The organism is Oceanicaulis sp. UBA2681 (assembly GCF_002354675.1).
GTDB classification, from domain to species: domain Bacteria; phylum Pseudomonadota; class Alphaproteobacteria; order Caulobacterales; family Maricaulaceae; genus Oceanicaulis; species Oceanicaulis alexandrii.
On the sequence record NZ_DEMB01000003.1, the window covers coordinates 139,546 to 157,673 of the forward strand.

Annotated in this window: 17 protein-coding genes and 1 pseudogene; 6 read left to right on the forward strand and 12 right to left on the reverse strand. The window is 63.3% G+C overall.

Translation table 11 applies throughout. From position 1 onward, the window contains the following. On the reverse strand, window positions 1–1,805 hold a 1,805-nt coding region (uvrB, locus tag B3M53_RS01345; RefSeq protein ID WP_414690680.1), incomplete at its 3' end, for an excinuclease ABC subunit UvrB. Between the two features lie 122 nt (window positions 1,806–1,927). On the opposite strand from uvrB, the gene B3M53_RS01350 reads away from it, so the two are divergent. Then, a complete protein-coding gene (locus B3M53_RS01350) occupies window positions 1,928–2,437 on the forward strand; it encodes a response regulator (RefSeq protein WP_273145971.1) in 510 nt (169 codons plus the stop codon). Here the strand turns inward: B3M53_RS01350 and B3M53_RS01355 are convergent. From B3M53_RS01355 to B3M53_RS01370, 4 genes are all read right to left on the reverse strand, one after another. After that, on the reverse strand, window positions 2,434–3,456 hold the full coding sequence (locus tag B3M53_RS01355) for a threonine aldolase family protein (RefSeq protein ID WP_286799511.1): 1,023 nt from the start codon (window positions 3,454–3,456) through the stop codon (window positions 2,434–2,436). The two genes, B3M53_RS01350 and B3M53_RS01355, sit on opposite strands and share 4 nt — an antisense overlap. A gap of 59 nt (window positions 3,457–3,515) precedes the next feature. Next, window positions 3,516–5,858, reverse strand: coding sequence for a methyl-accepting chemotaxis protein (locus tag B3M53_RS01360; protein ID WP_286799512.1), 2,343 nt, complete (start codon window positions 5,856–5,858; stop codon window positions 3,516–3,518). A 92-nt stretch (window positions 5,859–5,950) separates the two neighbouring features. Next, complete coding sequence (locus tag B3M53_RS01365) at window positions 5,951–6,820, reverse strand: hypothetical protein (protein WP_286799513.1); 870 nt, start codon at window positions 6,818–6,820, stop codon at window positions 5,951–5,953. A gap of 156 nt (window positions 6,821–6,976) precedes the next feature. Beyond that, the gene (locus tag B3M53_RS01370) at window positions 6,977–7,135 is read right to left on the reverse strand and encodes a hypothetical protein (protein ID WP_286799514.1); all 159 of its coding nucleotides are present in this window, start codon (window positions 7,133–7,135) and stop codon (window positions 6,977–6,979) included. Between the two features lie 192 nt (window positions 7,136–7,327). Between B3M53_RS01370 and B3M53_RS01375 the strand changes: the two genes are divergently transcribed. From B3M53_RS01375 to B3M53_RS01385, 3 genes are all read left to right on the forward strand, one after another. Next, window positions 7,328–7,867, forward strand: coding sequence for a prephenate dehydratase domain-containing protein (locus tag B3M53_RS01375; protein WP_286799515.1), 540 nt, complete (start codon window positions 7,328–7,330; stop codon window positions 7,865–7,867). Window positions 7,868–7,904: 37 nt separating this feature from the next. Beyond that, complete coding sequence (locus B3M53_RS01380; protein ID WP_273145976.1) at window positions 7,905–9,143, forward strand: pyridoxal phosphate-dependent aminotransferase; 1,239 nt, start codon at window positions 7,905–7,907, stop codon at window positions 9,141–9,143. 95 nt (window positions 9,144–9,238) lie between these two features. After that, window positions 9,239–9,706, forward strand: coding sequence for a Dps family protein (locus B3M53_RS01385; RefSeq protein WP_022701560.1), 468 nt, complete (start codon window positions 9,239–9,241; stop codon window positions 9,704–9,706). Window positions 9,707–10,097: 391 nt separating this feature from the next. On the opposite strand, the gene B3M53_RS01390 is transcribed toward B3M53_RS01385, so the two are convergent. From B3M53_RS01390 to B3M53_RS01410, 5 genes are all read right to left on the reverse strand, one after another. Next, window positions 10,098–10,991 carry a LysR family transcriptional regulator gene (locus tag B3M53_RS01390; protein WP_022701561.1) on the reverse strand — a complete coding sequence of 298 codons (894 nt, stop codon included), beginning with the start codon at window positions 10,989–10,991 and terminating at the stop codon, window positions 10,098–10,100. Between the two features lie 12 nt (window positions 10,992–11,003). Further along, on the reverse strand, window positions 11,004–12,263 hold the full coding sequence (locus B3M53_RS01395) for an ABC transporter permease (RefSeq protein ID WP_286799517.1): 1,260 nt from the start codon (window positions 12,261–12,263) through the stop codon (window positions 11,004–11,006). After that, the gene (locus B3M53_RS01400; protein WP_022701563.1) at window positions 12,263–12,985 is read right to left on the reverse strand and encodes an ABC transporter ATP-binding protein; all 723 of its coding nucleotides are present in this window, start codon (window positions 12,983–12,985) and stop codon (window positions 12,263–12,265) included. Before B3M53_RS01400 ends, B3M53_RS01395 begins: the two co-directional genes overlap by 1 nt. A 51-nt stretch (window positions 12,986–13,036) precedes the next feature. Then, window positions 13,037–14,014 (reverse strand): thioredoxin-disulfide reductase, encoded by a 978-nt coding sequence (trxB, locus tag B3M53_RS01405; RefSeq protein WP_273145982.1) that lies wholly within the window; start codon window positions 14,012–14,014, stop codon window positions 13,037–13,039. Between the two features lie 94 nt (window positions 14,015–14,108). Next, window positions 14,109–15,011 carry a mitochondrial fission ELM1 family protein gene (locus B3M53_RS01410; protein ID WP_286799520.1) on the reverse strand — a complete coding sequence of 301 codons (903 nt, stop codon included), beginning with the start codon at window positions 15,009–15,011 and terminating at the stop codon, window positions 14,109–14,111. Between the two features lie 117 nt (window positions 15,012–15,128). On the opposite strand from B3M53_RS01410, the gene B3M53_RS01415 reads away from it, so the two are divergent. Further along, window positions 15,129–15,539, forward strand: coding sequence for a BlaI/MecI/CopY family transcriptional regulator (locus B3M53_RS01415; RefSeq protein ID WP_286799521.1), 411 nt, complete (start codon window positions 15,129–15,131; stop codon window positions 15,537–15,539). Then, window positions 15,536–17,107 carry a M56 family metallopeptidase gene (locus B3M53_RS01420; protein WP_286799522.1) on the forward strand — a complete coding sequence of 524 codons (1,572 nt, stop codon included), beginning with the start codon at window positions 15,536–15,538 and terminating at the stop codon, window positions 17,105–17,107. The genes B3M53_RS01415 and B3M53_RS01420 overlap by 4 nt, the downstream gene beginning before the upstream one ends. A gap of 77 nt (window positions 17,108–17,184) precedes the next feature. Here B3M53_RS01420 and greA read toward each other — a convergent pair whose 3' ends face one another. Both greA and B3M53_RS01430 read right to left on the reverse strand, forming a co-directional pair. Continuing rightward, entirely contained in the window at window positions 17,185–17,658 is a 474-nt protein-coding gene (gene greA / locus B3M53_RS01425) for a transcription elongation factor GreA (RefSeq protein WP_022701568.1), read from the reverse strand. Between the two features lie 47 nt (window positions 17,659–17,705). Further along, window positions 17,706–18,128 (reverse strand): annotated as a pseudogene (locus B3M53_RS01430) (carbamoyl phosphate synthase large subunit); the annotation flags it as partial.

An 18,128-nucleotide genomic window follows, 5' to 3' on the forward strand; every position in this document is an offset into this window, starting at 1 on the left:
GCGCGGCCAATGGTCTGAACGAGCGAGGTTTCAGAGCGCAGGAAGCCTTCCTTGTCCGCATCGAGAATGCCGACGAGGCCGCATTCGGGAATGTCGAGGCCCTCGCGTAGCAGGTTGATGCCGACAAGGACGTCGTATTCGCCCAGGCGCAGATCGCGGATCAGCTCGATCCGCTCCACCGTGTCGATGTCGGAATGCATGTAGCGGACCTTCAGCCCCTGCTCATGCATGTATTCGGTGAGGTCCTCGGCCATTTTCTTGGTGAGGGTGGTGATGAGGGTGCGAAAGCCCTTTTCAGCGGCCTTGCGGGCCTCCTCGATGATGTCGTCGACCTGGGAGGAGGTCTCGGTCTGCACGGGGCGGACCTCCACGGGCGGGTCGATCAGGCCGGTGGGGCGGATGACCTGCTCGGTGAACACGCCGCCGGTCTGGTTCAGCTCCCACTTTCCCGGAGTCGCGGAGACGTGCAGCGTCTGCGGGCGCATGGCCTCCCATTCCTCAAATTTGAGGGGGCGGTTATCCAGGCATGACGGCAGGCGGAAGCCGTGCTCGGCCAGGGTGCGCTTGCGGCTGAAGTCGCCTTTATACATGGCGCCGAGCTGGGGCACGGTGACATGGCTTTCGTCGATGAAGACCAGCGCGTTGTCGGGCATGTATTCAAACATGGTGGGGGGCGGCTCGCCGGGCTTGCGGCCGGTGAGATAGCGCGAATAGTTCTCGATCCCCATGCACGAACCGGTCGCCTCGAGCATTTCAAGGTCGAACTCGGTGCGCTGTTGCAGGCGCTGGGCCTCCAGCAGCTTGCCGTTGGCCTCCATCCATTCAAGGCGCTCGGTGAGCTCTTTCTTGATGCTGACAATGGCCTGGTTCAGCGTCGGGCGCGGGGTGACATAGTGCGAGTTCGCGTAGACGCGGACCTTCTCAAGCTCGCTGATCGGCTGGCCGGTGAGGGCGTCGAATTCCTTGATGGACTCGATCTCGTCGCCGAAAAAGCTGATGCGCCAGGCGCGGGCGTCATAGTGGGCGGGGAAGATCTCCAGCACGTCGCCGCGCAGACGAAACGTGCCGCGCTGGAAGGCGGCGTCGTTTCTTGTGTACTGCAGCGAGACGAGGTCGCGCATGACCTGGCGGGGATCTTTCTCCGCCCCCACCTCCAGATCGAATACCATGGCGGTGTAGGTCTCCACCGAGCCGATGCCGTAAATGCAAGACACCGAGGCGACGATGATGACGTCGTCGCGCTCCAGGATCGCGCGGGTGGCGGCGTGGCGCATCCGGTCGATGGCCTCGTTGATGGTGGACTCCTTCTCGATGAAGGTGTCGGTGCGCGGCACATAGGCTTCGGGCTGGTAGTAGTCGTAGTAGGAGACGAAATACTCCACCGCATTATGGGGAAAATACGCCTTGAACTCGCCGTACAACTGCGCCGCCAGGGTTTTGTTCGGCGCCAGGATCAAAGCGGGACGCTGAACGTTTTCAATCACTTTCGCCATGGTGAAAGTCTTGCCGGAGCCGGTGACTCCGAGGAGAACCTGGTCCTTCTCCGACTGGTTGACCCCCTCCACCAGCTCCGCGATCGCATGGGGCTGGTCGCCGGCGGGTTCGTAATCGGACACCATCTGGAATTTCTGCCCCCCCTCCGATTTGTCGGGACGGTCGGGGCGGTGCGGGGTCCAGTTCGCAGGCAGGCTCAGCGGATCCTTGATGGATCCGGACACGGCCTGGTCCTGAACAAAATCGGCCTGGGCCATGTCCTCGACGCCTTGCGGGGCGAGGGCGCTATCATCACGGGTCAGCTTGGGCATGGGGGCAATATGGGGGCGCTGCAACGGCTTGAACAGGGGGTGCGGAGCTGCAAGTCTTGTTTAACCGTTTGTGAGGCAATGTGCGGGTCACGGACGTCAATCAGCAGGGTCGCTAAAGCGCCATGTCTCAAGGCAGTTTTGAACGAATTCGGGTGCTTATCGTTGAGGATAACGCCCACATGTCCTCGATCCTGCGCACGATTTTGCAGGGCTTCGGGGTGCGCTCGGTGATCGAGACCCGTGACGCAGCGGATGCTTTCGAGTTGATGCGCAACGCCAATCCGGATCTGGCGCTGGTCGATTACATGCTCGGCGATGTGGATGGACTGGAATTCACCCGGCTGATCCGCACCGCGTCCGACAGCCCGAACAAGTATCTGCCGATCGTGATGGTGTCGGGCCACACCGACCGGTCGAAAGTCTTTGAGGCGATCAATGCGGGGGTGAACGAATACCTCGCCAAGCCGGTCCGGCCGGTGGACCTTTACAACCGGCTGGTGACCCTGATCGAGAAGCCGCGGCGCTTTGTGAAGACGCCGGGCTATTTCGGTCCCGACCGTCGCCGCCGTCAGGATCCGCGCTATGCGGGCCCCTTCCGCCGCATTGGCGACAAGGAAGACGGCAAAGCCTAGGCCTCAGCCGCGTCCAGAACGGCGCTGATTTCGGCGTCGGTCGTGCACCAGCTGGCCACGAAGCGCGCCGAGCCGTCCGGCCAGCTGTAAAATCCGGCCCCGGCCTCGCGCAGGCGCGCGGCCAGCGTCTCATCAAGCCGGATGAACACCTCATTGCCTTCAGTGGGATGCACAAGCTCCGCCCCTGGCAGCGCCGCCAGCCCGTCTGACAGGCGCTTGGCGGCGGCGTTGGCCTTGCGCGCCAGGTCCAGCCAGAGATTGTGCTCCAGCCAGGCGCCCATCTGGGCGGAGACATAGCGCATCTTGGGCAGCATAAGCCCGGCGCGTTTCTGATTGGCGAGCAGTTGGGGCAGGCGGTCCTTGACCGACGGGAACAGGATGATCGCTTCGCTGGCCATGACGCCGTTCTTTGTGGCGCCCAGGCTCAGCGCGTCCACGCCGCGTTTCCAGGTCATCTCGGCGGGCGTGCAGCTCAGCGAGACCAACGCGTTGGAAAAGCGCGCCCCGTCCATGTGCACGAACAGATCGCGCGCTTTGGCCTGGCTGATCAAGGCGTCCAGCTCGTCCAGCGTATAGGCGCAGCCTGACTCGTTGAGCTGGGACAGGCTCAGGACGGCGGGCGGCGTGGCGTGGACGAAATCACTCGGCCATTGTTTCAGCGTATCAGCCAGCGCCTCGGGATGGATTTTGGCGTGCTCGCCCGCCAGCGGCAGCAGCTTGGCGCCGCGGGTGAAAAACTCCGGCGCGCCGCGTTCATCGCGATGGATGTGCGCTTCGTCATGACACAACACCATGGCGTCTGGCGGGCACAGCACGGAAAGGGCCAATGCGTTGGAGGCTGTCCCGGACACCGTGAAGACCACCTCCAGCTCTGTTTCAAACAGCTCGCAGAGCTGGCGTTTCACCCCGGCGCTGACCGGGTCTGCGCCATAGCTGGGCGCGAAGCCTTCGTTGGCGCGCGTCAGCGCGTCCAGCAAGGCGGGATGGGCGGGGGCGGTGGTGTCGGACAGAAAGTTCATGGCCGCATGCAAGCGGCATTTCCCCCTCGCGGTCAATGCCGCAACCCGTCAACGGCTGATCAGGCTGCAATCGCCCGGGCGCCCGCGTCTAACAGCACTTTCAGCGCGTTTTCGCACAGGGGCTCTGCGAAACTTAGTCCGGCCTCTCCCCCGCTGGCCCAGATCACCGTCGCCAGATCATCCAGCGGCGGGCTGGTCAGCTTGACGATCTGGCCTTCCGTGAGGTCATTGCAAGCGATCCGAACGCCCTGTTTTGAAGCATCAATCAGCGTGATGGTCATCCGCTTGTCGCCGACCATCAGCTCGGCATTGTGTTGCACGGACTGGCGTTGTTCTCGCCGGCTCTCGGCTGCGGCCACGGCTTGCTGAACGATCTCGGGAATCGCTGTGCTGGCCTCGCTTGCTGTGGTCGCCATGGTTTGCACCAGGCCCGCCATGCCTTCTGCATCCTTGGCGGAACGCGTGGTCATCTCGACCAGTTCACTGATATCGCTGCTCACGCGCGTCAGCGCTTCGCGATTCTGGTCGACAAAGCTTGAGAGAGACCCTGTGGACGCGGATTGCTCTTCCATCGCGGCGGCCACAGACGCTGTCACTTCGCCAATATTTTCAATAGACTGGCTGATGGCGTTCATCGCCTCCACCGTCGATTGGGTGCGGTTCTGGATCTGGGCGACACGTTCGGCGATCTGGGTGGTCGACTGATTGGTCTGGGCGGCCAGCGCCTTCACCTCGCTTGCGACCACCGCGAAGCCTTTGCCGGCATCTCCGGCGCGCGCGGCTTCAATCGTGGCGTTAAGCGCCAGCAGATTGGTCTGCTCGGCGATGTCGGTGATCATTCCAATGAAGTCGCTGATCTGCTGCGCGGCTTCATTGAGCTCCTCCACACTCTGCCGCGATCGGTCCGCTTCACCCATCGCATTGCGCGCCAGGGCGTCGCCGCGCGTGATCTGCTGGGTGACTTCGCCAATCGCGGCGGAAAGCTCAGACGCCAGTTCGGCGGCGCGGCCCGTGTGCTTGACGTTCTGCTCGGTGGCCTGAGTGACCTGATCCGCCGTGCGGCCTGCATTTTCGAGCGTTGCGCGGATCGTGTCGCTGTTGGACTTCAGAGATTGTGCGGTGTCGGCGACGGCCCCCACAGACTCCAGGGTGGCCGCTTCCACACGGGCCGCCATCTCGCTGAGAACCTTGCGGCGCTCTCTCATCGCAGCCTGCTCGCTCTGCGCCCGGTCCTGAATCGCTTGTTCGCGCTCATGCGAGGCTTTGCGGAAGGATTCCGCTGTGCGCGCCAGAACGCCGATCTCGTCACGGCGCTCTGCGCCTGCGATATCAACGCTGGTGTCGCCGCCAGCCAGTCGGTCCAGGCAGTCGGTGATAGACGCCAAGGGTTTCACCACAGACCACATCAATGCGACAGTTCCCAGCAAGGTGAGCAGCGTGATCATGACGGTCAGCGCCAAGGTCATCAGTGCGGTGCTGGCTGCGCTGGCGCGCAAGTCTGCAGCCTGGCTGATGATGTCCTGGGCAAGGGCTTCTTCGAGCTGCATCAGAAGCTCGATACGCCGGGTGGTCAGCTCAAACCAGTCGCTGCCGGTCAGGTCTGATAGCTCCGCTCCATATCCCGCGGCGATCAGGTTTTCGCGCGCAGTGTTGACGGCGAGCGATTCGGGTTGTTCCAGAAGGGTGTCGAGCCTTTGCGCCCAGTCAGCGCCCATCAATTCGCGAAACTCTGTAAAAAAGGCGGTCTGACGCGCCATCAAATTCAACGCCAGTTGATGCCTGTCAGGCGTCACGCTTCGCGAGGCGAAAATGTTGGATCCGACAGCCCGCTCAATGCCAGCGCTTTCCTTCGCTGACATGAGATTGAGCAGGCCGACCATCTGACTCGACAGGTCGCTGGATTTGCCGAGACGGGAGAGTTCGGCGACGGATTGCAGCATCGTCGTTATGGTTTGCGTGAAGGGGCCGACCGCTTGACCGAGATTGAGGTTCAAGCCGTCAATGCGCTGGCGATGAGTGTCCAGCTGCGCGAGATGCTCGTCCACCCGCTGCAGCACCTCTTCGAGATGGGGCTCGTTCAGGCTTGCGCCTGCAGTGTGTCGAGCTCTTCGGTACTGACTCAAGGCGCTGTCGGTTTCATCGCGCTGCGCTTGCAAGGCCCGGCGATAGGCATCGTCGCCCTGGCTGCCCACAAATCCGGCGGAGCGTCCGCGTTCTCGCTGGAGTTCGTGAACCAGCTCGCTGATGCTCCGACTGAACCGTGTGGCGTCCTCCACGGTCGCCATGTCTCGCGAGACGCTCCATTGATTGATCACGAGGCTGCTTGCAAAGAACAACAGGGCGAGCGTTGGCAACAAGGCGGAGACAATCATTCGCCAGGTCACAGGTATATTGGACAGCATTGCTTGATCTCCCGAAGCCAATCTCGGAGCGTTGCCTGCTTGGGTTGATCAGTGATTAAGCACTCGCGTGGATGGCGTGTCTTGCAGGGCGATCAATCTGGGTCTGAAATCGGATTGCCCAGATTATCGGTGCGGCTCTCTGCGTCACGCTGCATGGCGCGGGTCACGCCGGGGGCGGCGATCGCTTCGCGGCGCGCCTCGCTGAGCGCCAGCATGATCCGCTCGACTTGAGAGGGGTTCGCGCCCAGCTGCCGCAGTTGGAAGGCCATGCGGTCCATGTCTTCGATAAATTCCGGCGACGCCTCGCCCAGAGCCTGAAGACCGAAGCGGGCCAGCTCGGCGGATCTCGGATTGGGCCCGTCCGGACACGCTCCCGCTTCCAGATTGGCTTGGGATGAGGACAGGCAGAAGCTCTCACGGACTGTTCCCACGACGCCGTTCAGGGACAGCGCGACCTGAAAATCAGCCGGGTCCAGCCGGGTTTCAGCCCGCGCCAGAATGTCAGCGAAGCTGGGCCGCCGGGCGGCGGCGCGCGGCGGCGCCGGATTGATCTGGGTTGTGGCGACGGGGCCATTTGCAGGCGGCGGCGCAGATGAAGAGAGCTGGCCGCGGCCCGAGCCGCGTGAACTGTTCTGAGTCGCGGGGCTATCCTGTGGAAGGGCGGCATCGGGGGGCAGACCGATCGCAGTGTCGTCAACCGGCGGCATGTCATTCTCAGGGGAATCAGCTGGCGTGTCTTCGTCAGCCACGGTGTCGGGCGCGGCTGTCTCGGTCTCATTCACGGGCGCTGGCTCGGCCGACGCCGGTTCCGCTTCAACCTCCGCCAGGGGCGGTTCGATCAGACGGGCGTCGCTTTCAGCGTCCGTCGCGCTGACTGTGTAAAAGCGCACATCCAGAACATCGCTGACAGCGCTGATCCGCAAGAGTTCGGCCGGCGGCGTCCGGATCAGAAGCGCGAGCATCGCCATATGCAAGAGGATCGCCAGCCCCAGGGGCAGGCTGCGCCGTATCGCGTCGCGCAACCGGTCAGGGCTGAGGGCGGGGAGCGGAGAAGCAGAGAGACTCACAGCGCAACAGATGAGGCCATTGCGCCGGGGTTTCAATCACTGATCAGTCGCTTAGCGTCCGAGATGTGTCGCGCCGGACGCTTCGACGGCGATAAACAGGGACTCAGCGCCGCTGGCCGATCCGGTATGAAGCGTCCAGGCGGCGGCGATCAGGCACAGGGCTGCGAGACCGAGGCCCAGAAGGCCCATGCTGGATGTGTTCTGCTTCATCGTCTCGCCCTCCCTTGGCTTGTCTGGTCTGCGGCGTGTGAACCGGACATGAATTAGCCTCTGCTGGTCCCGAGGCGGCTCCGGGGCTGAAATCGGGCGAAGGCGAGGTCAAATGTGTTGATTTCTGGGCGGAGCGGTTGTGCGCGAAGGCGCGCCGATTAGGCTGGCGACGGATCACGGGAGGATGTCGCCATGTTGACCGCGTTTCTGGGGCCTGAAGGCAGTTTCACCCATCAGGCGGCCGAGCAGCTGGTCCCGCAAACCAGTCTGCTGGATCCCCATGACACCTTGGACTCTGTTCTGGGCGCCCTGCGCGGCGGCGCCGCACGATATGCCGTCGCTGCGATCGATAGCGCCGCAGGGCCGATCGCTGAAACGGTCGCCGCGGTTGAAGAGGGCTGGGCGCACGTGCTGGCCGAGCATTCTATCGAGATCCGTTTTGACCTGTATCGCCGCATCGTGGACGAAAGCCCGCTCATTGGTGTTGTGGGCCATGAAAAAGCGCTGGCCCAGCTGGCGCCCTATATCGACAACAAGCGCTTGCGCACACGCGCTTTTGCTTCAAATACTGCTGGCCTGGCGGCGATCCGCGCCGAGTCCGAGCCCGGATGGGGCGCTGTGGGGCCGTCGGGCCTGGCCCGGGCCTATGGGTTGAGGGTGGCCGAGCGCGCCATTGAGGCGCCGGCGCAGCTGGTGACCCGCTTTGTTTTGTTGCAGCGTAGACCTGATTGATGCGCTGCAGCGAAATTTGTTCTTGAGGAGTATGTCCATGTCCGAGTCTGCATCCGCCGCGCAGGATTTGCTGCGCGTCTCAGAGGCGCTGTCCCGCGTCAAGCCGTCGGCCACCATTGCGGTCAGCCAGAAGGCGCGTCAGCTCAAGGCGGAAGGCAAGGACGTGATCGGTCTGGGCGCGGGCGAGCCCGATTTTGATACGCCTGACCACATCAAGGAAGCGGCGATCAACGCGATTCGATCCGGTCAGACCAAATACACCAATGTGGACGGCCTGCCGGAGCTGAAGGAGGCGATCTGCGCCAAATTCAAGCGCGATAACGGTCTTGAGTACACCCCGGCTCAGGTGAACGTGTCGCCGGGCGGCAAGCCTGTCATCTACAACGCCTTCCTCGCGACGCTGAACCCCGGCGACGAGGTGGTGATCCCTGCGCCCTACTGGGTCAGCTATCCCGAAATGGCGCTGTTATGCGGCGCGGAGCCGGTGTTCGCCTCCGCCGGCGTTGAAGACGGCTTCAAGCTGACGCCTGAAGCGCTGGAAGCGGCGATCACGCCCCGCACGCGCTGGGTGATCCTGAACTCGCCCTCAAACCCGACCGGCGTCGCGTATACGGCTGAAGACCTCAAGGGTCTCGCCGCGGTGCTCGAGCGCCATCCCCAGGTGCTTATCCTGACTGACGACATGTACGAGCACCTCGTCTATGACGGTTTTGAATTCGCCACCCTCGCCCAGGTCGCGCCCAATCTGTATGATCGCACGCTGACCATGAACGGCGTGTCCAAGGCTTACGCCATGACAGGCTGGCGGATCGGCTACGCCGCCGGGCCGGAGAAGCTGATCAAGGCCATGGCCAAGGTGATGAGCCAGACCACCTCCAACCCCTGTTCCATCAGCCAGTGGGCGTCAGTGGCGGCGCTTAACGGCGATCACGGCTTCCTCAAGCCGCGCAACGCCGCCTTCAAGGCGCGCCGGGACTCCATGCTCGACAAGCTCGAGGATGCGCCGGGCCTGATCGCGCCCACGCCGGAAGGGGCGTTCTACATTTTCGCCGATTGCGGCGGGCTGATCGGCAAGACCTCTCAGGGCGGCCAGTTCCTGAAGACCGATCTGGACGTGTGTGAGGCCTTGCTCACCGAAGAAGGCGTGGCGGTTGTGCCTGGCACCGCGTTCGGCGCGTCCGCCGGCTTCCGCCTGTCATACGCCACCGATGACGCCGCGCTGGAAGAGGCGGGGAAACGTATCGTCCGGTTCTGTCAGGCCGCCGCCGAGTCATAGAGAAACTCTATAGCTTTCTTTCAAAAACTCAGTTGGCGCCCGAAGGCGTTCATCCCCACATTGTAAGTATGGATTTCACCGCAAAGGAGGCGGCAATGGACATCAATATGGGTCTGAGCAAAGAGCAACGCGAAACCATGGCCAAGGCGGTCACGGCGCTGCTGGCCGACACGTATGCGCTCTATTTCAAAACGCACGCCTATCACTGGAACGTGACCGGTCCGCGCTTTCACGACCTGCACACCATGTTCGAGGAACAATACACCGAGCTGTGGACGGCCACTGACGACATCGCCGAACGCATCCGTGCGCTGGGCGTGCTGGCGCCGATTTCATACGAAGAGATGGGCGCGTCAGCCAAGATCAAGCACGACAGCGCCACGCCTGACGCCAACACCATGGTCGCCAATCTGGTGGCGGGTCACGAGCAAGTGGTGCGCACGGCGCGCGACGCGCTGAAGCTGGCGGAAGAACATGGCGATGAGGCCACCTCGGACCTGATCGCCCCGCGCATCACCTTGCACGAGAAGACGGCCTGGATGTTGCGGGCGACGCTGGGCTAGGTCTTCAAGCACCGCCAGAGCATGAAAAACCCCGCCAGCGAAGACGCTGGCGGGGTTTTCTGTACGTGCGCTCGAGGGGGAGGGTGCGCACGTCCATGACGTCAATAGCGGCTGACTAAGCCTTCTATAATAAGAAAAGAGCCGGCCCCGCATCGGCGGTGACCGGCTCAGTTTAGCATACCTAATCGGGGAGGAGACGGTATGCGCTCAAAGGGGAAAGCAGACAAAGCATCCGCTGTCGGGGGGGTATATGCCCCTCTCCCGCAATCGGGACAACAGCCCGTTCGCCATAGCCGTTATGCGTTTTTGCGGGGCTGCAACAATTGTGTCAGCCCCCCGCCGCAATCATGTCGCAATTGGATCCAAACCGACCCGAAACGGGTCGAAACGGCTATTCGCGCCAGAGTTTGACCTCTTCCATGATGAAATCACGGAAGGCTTTCACCCGGCGCGATGCGCGCAATTCTTCAGGAAAGATCAGATAAACTTCGAAGGGCGGTCCCTCGACGGTCTCAAACAGGCGTTTGAGCCTGTCATTTTCGCGCGCCACGTAATCGGGCAGGCCCACCAGGCCCAGGCCGGCCTCGGCCAGACGCATCATGCCGTGAATCGTGCTCGCTTCGGCCAGCGCCTCACGCGGCTTGTCGCCCGGCTCGCGGCCCAGATCCAGATGCCAGTTGAGATTGGGGATGGGCGCCAGATTGCGCGGGCCGTAGCCGACAAAGTCATGACGGTCGAGATCGTCATAGCTCGAAGGCGCACCCTTGCGCTCCAGATAGGCTTCAGACGCATACAGATGCTGGTCCACCACCATCAGCTTGCGCTGGATGAGATCGTTCTGGGTCGCCGCCCAGGGTCTCAGCGCCACATCGGCTTCAAGGTTGGCGATATCCAGTTCATGGTCGACCAGCAGCAAGCGCACCCGGATTTGCGGGTAGAGCGCATGAAAGCGCGCCAGGCGCGGCGCGAGCCATGTGGCGCCCATGGCGGTGGGCGCGGTCACCCGTAACAAGCCGCTCGGTTCATCCCGGCAGTCCAGCACATTGGCTTCAGCGAGCGCGATCTTGCCCGCCACATCCTTGCTGGCTTCAAACAGGACGCGCCCCGGCTCGGTCAGCAGCAGGCCGCGGGTATGGCGATGAAACAGTTTCACCCCCAGCTCGCCTTCGAGCGCCGAGATTTGTCGGCTGACGGCGGATTGCGACAGGGCCAGGGCTTCCGCGGCGCCGGTCAGCGATCCCACTTCGGCGGCCGCGTGGAAGGTTTTGAGCTTGTCCCAATCCATCAGGGGGCGCCTTTACAGTTTGATCGTCATGCCGTCAGCGAGCGAATTGCGATAGGCGCGCCAGGCCGGAAACAGGCCGAGAAGAGCGGCGGCTCCGGTAACGGCGCCGACAATGGTCAGATCGTATAGCCCCGGCGCCAAGCCCGGCAAGAGAATGCCGAAGCGCGCCTCCAGCAGCGGAGCGAGCGCGTTGAGCGCGCCATACGTGGCGATCGCCCCCAGGACAGCGCCGGCGAGCGCGACCAGGGCCGCTTCCGCCACCAGCAGCACGAAGACATGGCCGGGGCGGGCGCCAAGGGCGCGCAGGATCGCCATTTCGCGTCGCCGCTCATTCAGGCTGGTCAGGATGGCTGTCAGGATCGAAACAAGGCCTGTCAGCACCACAAACGCCGCTACGGCGGCCAGAGTGCGTTCGGCGACGCCCACAATGCTCCACAGCTGAGCCAGCGCCACGCCCGGGATCACGGCTTGCAGCGGTTCTTCGGGATAGGTGTTGATGGCGCGCTGCAGCCGAAGCGCCGCCACCGGGCTGTCGAGCCCCACGAAAAAGGCCGTGAGCTGGTCCGGCGTCAGATCCATGGCGCGCAGTTCTTCAGCGGAGACAGTCGCGCCCGATCCTGTGGCGCCGCCCAGATGGATGGCTTCAATCGCTTCAAGGGTGACCATGACGGACTGGTCCAGCGGCGTCCCGGTGGGCGCCAGCACGCCCACCACGGTGAACGGGTTGCTGTCATGCTCGATGAAGCCCACCGCGCCCATGCCGTGGGCGACGATGATCTCGTCGCCAGTCTGATAGCCCTGTTCGCGCGCGACGGCGGCGCCGATCACGGCGCCGAACAGGTCGCTGAAGGGCTGGCCGCTGGCGAACTCCAGATGGCGTCCGCCGCCGTATTGATAGTGTTCGAACAGGTCCGGCGTCGACCCGATCACCCGGTGACCGCGATGGGAATCGCCCAGGCTGATCGGCACGGTCCAGGCCACGCCGGGCGCGCTGGCCACTGTCTCATAGCTTTCCCAGGTGATGTTGTTGGTGGCGTCGCCGATGTGGAACACCGAATAGAGCAACAGGTTCACCGGGCTCGATCGCGCGCCGACGATCAGGTCGACGCCGGAGATGGTGTTTTCAAAGCTCTCGCGGGCGCCATGGCGCACTTTCTCCACGCCGAGAAACAGCATGACCGAAATGGCGACCGTCAACACGGTCAGGATGGCGGTGGCGCGGCGATTGGCGATGGAGCGCAGGGCGAGGTTCAGGACAGGCAGACGCGCCATTATGCAGGCTCCTTCGCGCTGACCGTGTTGATCTCGCTCAGATCCAGCGCGCGGTCGAACTGGGAGGCGAGGCCGCCGTCATGGCTGACGAACAGCAAGGCCGCGCCAGACGCGGTGCATTCTTCCTTGAGCAAGGCGATGAAGGCGTCCCGGCTGTCCGCATCAAGCGCCGAGGTCGGCTCGTCCGCCAGGATCAGCCCCGGCTTGCCGATCAGGGCGCGCGCCGCGGCGACGCGCTGTTGCTGGCCGACGCTGAGATTGGCCGCGCGCTGGGACCAGACTTCACGGGCGTCAAGGCCAAGCCGTTCCAGCAGTCTGCGCGCTTCAGCCTGTTCGCCGCCTGCAGCTTCAGCCTGACGCGCACGCTCGGATGAGAACCGACAGGGCAGCATGACGTTCTCGCCCACCGGCAGATAGGGCAGCAAGTTGAACATCTGGAAGATCACGCCCAGATGCGCCGCGCGAAACGCGTCGCGCTTTGCCGGGGACAGGGTCTGCATTGCCTGGCCCAGAATCTCCAGATCGCCCGAGCGAGGCTCCAGGATGCCGGAGATCAGGCCCAGTAATGTGGATTTGCCGGACCCGCTGGCGCCTCGAAGGAAAATTCGCTCGCCGGCTTCCACGCGCAGGGCGTCAATGGAGATGACATCCGGCTGACGCCGCGTATAGGCGAAGCGCAAATCAGACAGGGCGAGGGCGGGGGGCGCAGGCGTCGAGGTCATACGCAATTGTGTAACGTCGAGACTGCGCCCCGCCAAGTGAAACCGGGCGCGTTAAGCTGCGTCGGACGCCTTGTCGCGGGCGGCGTCGAGGGCGGCGAGATAGCGTTCCGCTTCCAGCGCCGCCATGCAGCCCATGCCCGCCGCCGTGATGGCCTGGCGATACTTGTCGTCGGTCACGTCGCCTGCAGCGAAGACGCCCGGGATCGTGGTGGCCGTGGAATCGGGCGCGGTGACCAGATAGCCGCCCTCTTTGGTTTCCAGCTGACCGGTGAACAGCTCGGTCGCCGGAGCATGGCCGATGGCGATGAAGACGCCGTCAGCGGGGCGCGCTTCGATCTCGCCGGTCTTGACGTTCTTCAATCGGACGCCGGTGACGGATTTGACCGGCTTGTCTTCGCCGGTGACCTCTTCAAGCTGGCTGTCCCAGACCACTTCCACCTTGGGGTGATTGAACAGGCGGTCCTGCATGATCTTTTCCGCACGCAGGGAATCGCGGCGGTGCACCAGCGTCACTTTCGAGGCGAAATTGGTCAGAAACAGCGCTTCTTCCACCGCGGTGTTGCCGCCGCCGACCACGAAGACTTCCTTGTCGCGATAGAAAAACCCGTCGCATGTGGCGCAGGCGGACACGCCATAGCCCTGATACGCCTGCTCGCTGTCCAGGCCGAGCCATTTGGCGCTGGCGCCGGTGGCGATGACCACGGCGTCCGCGGTGTAGACCACGCCGCTATCGCCGGTCAGCTTGAACGGGCGCGCGCTGAGATCGGCGTCGACGATCAGGTCATCGGCGAAGGCCGTGCCCATGTTTTCCGCCTGCGCCTTCATCTGCTCCATCAGCCAGGGACCCTGAATGGGATCGGCGAAGCCGGGATAGTTTTCCACATCGGTGGTGATGGTCAGCTGACCGCCCGGCTGCATGCCCGCAATCAGGAGCGGCTCCAGCATGGCGCGGGCGGCGTAGATCGCGGCGGTGTAGCCGGCGGAACCGGAACCGATGATGACAAGCTTGGCGTGACGGGTCTCGGCCATGGCCGGCTCCTTCGTAATCATGGGCCGCGCAATTGTACCCTTGAACCGGGTTGTGCGCAGGCAGGGCGAGTCTGATGGCCCTGATGTCGCCTTCCTAGGCCAGAATTTCAAGCACGGCGTGCGCTGCTCTGTCGGTTTCGTGAAGCGGATCATAGCTCCAGCTCTCCAACCGGCCCAGATAGGGACGCAAGGCGCCGGCGCCTTCCAGCCCGGCGTAAAGCAGACGGAACTTGCCCGGATCGCCGTCCACACCCAGCCGGTAGACCGGTGCGCCCGTGGCGGCGGCCTCACACAGCATGTTCGTGGAATCCTCGGTGACGCAAATCCAGTCCGCCGCCGCCAGAAAGGCGAAATAGGGGTTGGGGCCGTCACCGTCATGAAACCAGACCCGCTCGGCCTGGGCGTAGCGACTGCGCAGCGCTTCGGTCAGCGCATCCGGCGTGCGGCGTGACACGGTGATCATGAGAGATCCTGCCTGACGCCTTATGGAGTCCGCCTCATCAAGCAGGTTCGCGCAGGCGGCGTCGGTGAACCGGTGATGCTTGCTGTCGCCGCCAATCAGCAGGGCGGCGTGCGGACCGGGCAGGGCCTCAAGCCGGTCAGCGAACGCGCTTGCGCCTTCGTTCAGGCGTTGCGGCGTAATCCGGTTGGGCGAGCCCAGAATGTTGAGCACGTTCGGCCCGTGCATCCGGTCATGGCGAGGCGCGATGATCAAGTCGAACAGGTCTGTGTGACTGCGCGGTTTCTGCACATAGACAAAGCGCGTGCGCCGCCAGCGACGGCGATGCAGCGCCGCCGCGCGCACCGCCGCCCGACCGCAGCCGATCCACAGATCGGGCTCGATCATGCTCGCATCCGGCAATTTCCCGGTGCGGGGCACATGGATGGGCAGGATCTGGAGCGGGGTCAGCCGCCCAAGCGCTTCGGCCAGGCCAAGGGCCTGATTTTCAATGCCCCGACGCCCGTCAGAGACCACAATGCAAGAGCGTGTGTCCATGCCCGCCATCGTCGCCGATATGCCTTTTGGGTCAAGCGGGAAGGGCGGTGAGTCGAATGTGTGTTGACGTCTGTCAGAATCATGTGACATTTGTAATGCAAACAAGCGAGGTGTCACATGACGACCGAACCCAATCCCAGCGAGCTCGAAGTGCTCAAGGCGCTCTGGTCCCATGACCGGCTCAGCGCCCGTGAAGTGCATGACCAGATCGGTGAGGCGCAGCGCTGGTCCTATTCCACCACCCGCACCGTTATCCAACGCATGGTCGACAAAGGGCTGGTCACCAAGGACAGCGTCCACGGCCTTGCCGTGTTCGCGGCGGCCGATCGCAAGGTCGATCTGATCAGCCGACTGGTGCGCAGCTTCACCAAGCGTGTGTTGGAAGCGGACCCAACCGCTCTGCCGGCGTCTGCTTTCGCAGGCAGCCGCCTGCTCGACGAGGGCGAGCGCGCCGAACTCGACGCCTTGCTGAAAGCAGGCGCGGATGAGGGCGGCCATAAGGATAACGAGGAGGAGACAGGACAATGAGCGTCATGGATCTGATCTGGACGAGCGCAGCGACAATTCCCGCTGCGTTCTGCGCCTGGCTCGCCGCCCGCGCGCTGGAACCGCATCTGTCCCCGCGTCTGGGCGTGCGCCTGTGGCAGGCGGCCCGCCTGGCCGCCTTTGCGCCGATCCTGGTGGTGCTGGGGGCAGGCTTGATCCCTCAACAGCAGAGCGCCAATACATCGAGCGTGCAGGTGACTCTGGGAGATGGAGCGCAGCAGACTGTGCCCGTCGCTGCGCCGCTATTCCAGCCGATTCTCGACTTTGCCGAGCTGACTGTATCTTCCGTGCCTGCCGCGCTCCTGCCGCTCATTGCGGTTCTCTATCTGGCGGGTCTCACGATCATGGCTGCTCGAGGCGTTTTGCAACGCGGCCAGATCCGCACCCTGATCCGCGCCTCTGTCGCCGACAATGGACGTTTGTCAGAACTCGCCCAACGCTGGCGGGCGCACCTTGGACTGCCGCAAACCCTGGCTCCGGTGCGAGTGGTGGATGCGGTGATCTCGCCTTTCGTGGTGGGCATCAAGCCGGTCATCCTGGCGCCGGATACGCTGGCAAAGCGTGACGATGCCGAAGCCGCCATCGCTCATGAGCTGATGCATATCAAGCGCGGCGATGAGCGGGACCGCCTGATCGGTGAGGCGCTGGCGGCGCTGATCTGGTTCAACCCGGTCTATCGCGCCATCGAGCGTCGTCTGGCCGCCGCGCGTGAGCTGGCCTGTGATGCGGATGTGCTGGACGCCCTGGGGCCCGACCAACGCCGCCCCTATGCCGAAGCGATTGCTGGCCTCGCGCCCATGCCGGCGGTGGCGACAGGGTTCCTGACCGATCTGGAGCGTTTGCGCAAACGCCGCGTTGAGGCCGCGCTCAGCCATACCGGCGCCAAGCCGCGCGCCCTGGCAGCCGTCTTGGCGGGCGCCGCGATCCTGCTGGCCGGGGCCCCGTCAGCGGCGCTCGCGGTGATGCTGAGCGGGCAGGAGGTGCAGGGCGCTGAAACCCGCGTGTTGAGCGAAGCTGTCGGCGAGCAAGTGCTGGCGGCGCAAGAGGCTGCGCAGGCCGAGGACCATCAGCAGGCTTTGGATATCTTGAATACGATCGAACCCCAGTCGCCGTATGACGCATTCATCGTCGAACAACTCAAAGCACGGGCTCTGTTTGAGCTGGATGATTTCTCTGCTTCGGTAGAGGCCTTTGAAGCCGCTCTCGCCAGCGGCGGCGCTAACGAGGAAGAGCGGTACAGAGTCGAGACGGCGATTTTCCAGCTCAGCCTCGTCATGGAAAACTATGACGCGGTGCGTCAGTCGCTGGACCGTTTGCTTCGGTACGAATTCCCGATGTCAGGGCAAATGAGCCGGACGGTCGCTCAAGCCTATTTGCAGTTGGATGAGTTCGAGGCTGCCCTGCCATACGCTGAATACGCGAGGCAGGTTCAGGATGGCGAAGATCGGGACATGCTGCTGCTGTTGCAATACCTCTATGAGCAGACCGGTCGCGCCGACGACGCCACTGCCATGCGTCAGATCCGCTTGGCTCTGTTTCCCGAGAACTGATCGTTCCACAGCTTCGGATAAACTTACGGCCGGCGCATCGCGCCGGCCGTTTTGTCTTCTGAGCCTGAAAGCCGAGCCTATTTCCACTCGACCTTGAGGATCTCGTAGCTTTTCACGCCGCCGGGGGCGTTGACCTCGACCACATCGCCTTCTTCCTTGTTGATCATGGAGCGGGCGATGGGGGAGGAGAGCGAGATCTTGCCCGATTTCACATCGGCCTCGTCATCGCCGACGATCTTGTAGGTGCTCTCCTGCTCGGTGTCCTCGTCCACCACGGTGACGGTGGCGCCGAACTTCACATGGCTGCCCGACATCTTGGAGATGTCGATGACCTGGGCGCGAGCGATCTTGTCCTCAAGCTCCTGCACGCGGCCTTCAATCCAGCCCTGCCGCTCCTTGGCGGCATGGTACTCGGCGTTCTCGGACAGGTCGCCATGTTCGCGCGCTTCGGAAATCGCGGCGATCACGGCAGGCCGTTCCACGCTCTTGAGGTGTCTGAGTTCTTCGTCGAGCGCTTTATGGCCCTCGGCGGTCATCGGAATTTTCTGCATGAATGTCCGGTCTCGTGATCAGTGCTCTGACGAACTGACAACTCTACTCAGCCGCCAGACGGCCTATTACGATAGGATTGCAATGAGCGCGGTTCAAGCTGGCCTGCATCAATCGCCGCAATTGACTTCACTGCCGCCCGTGAAGCCGACGCTGTCGTATAGCATGGAATCTTCATTTCCAGCGCGGTTCGGCGGATCGAATAACTGTCGATCATGGAGCGCTGACCCTCGGTGGTGTTGAACACCAGCTGGACTTCACCGTTCTTGATGGCGTCCACGATGTGAGGACGACCTTCGAAAACCTTGTTGATGGGTTGAACGGGCACGCCGGCCTCTTCCAGGGTCTTCGCCGTGCCCGAGGTTGCGAGCAGTTTGAAGCCCAGAGCGGTCAGGCGATGACAGGATTCAATCATCATCGGCTTGTCTGATTCTTTCAGCGAGACGAACACCGTGCCCGATTTGGGCAGGTT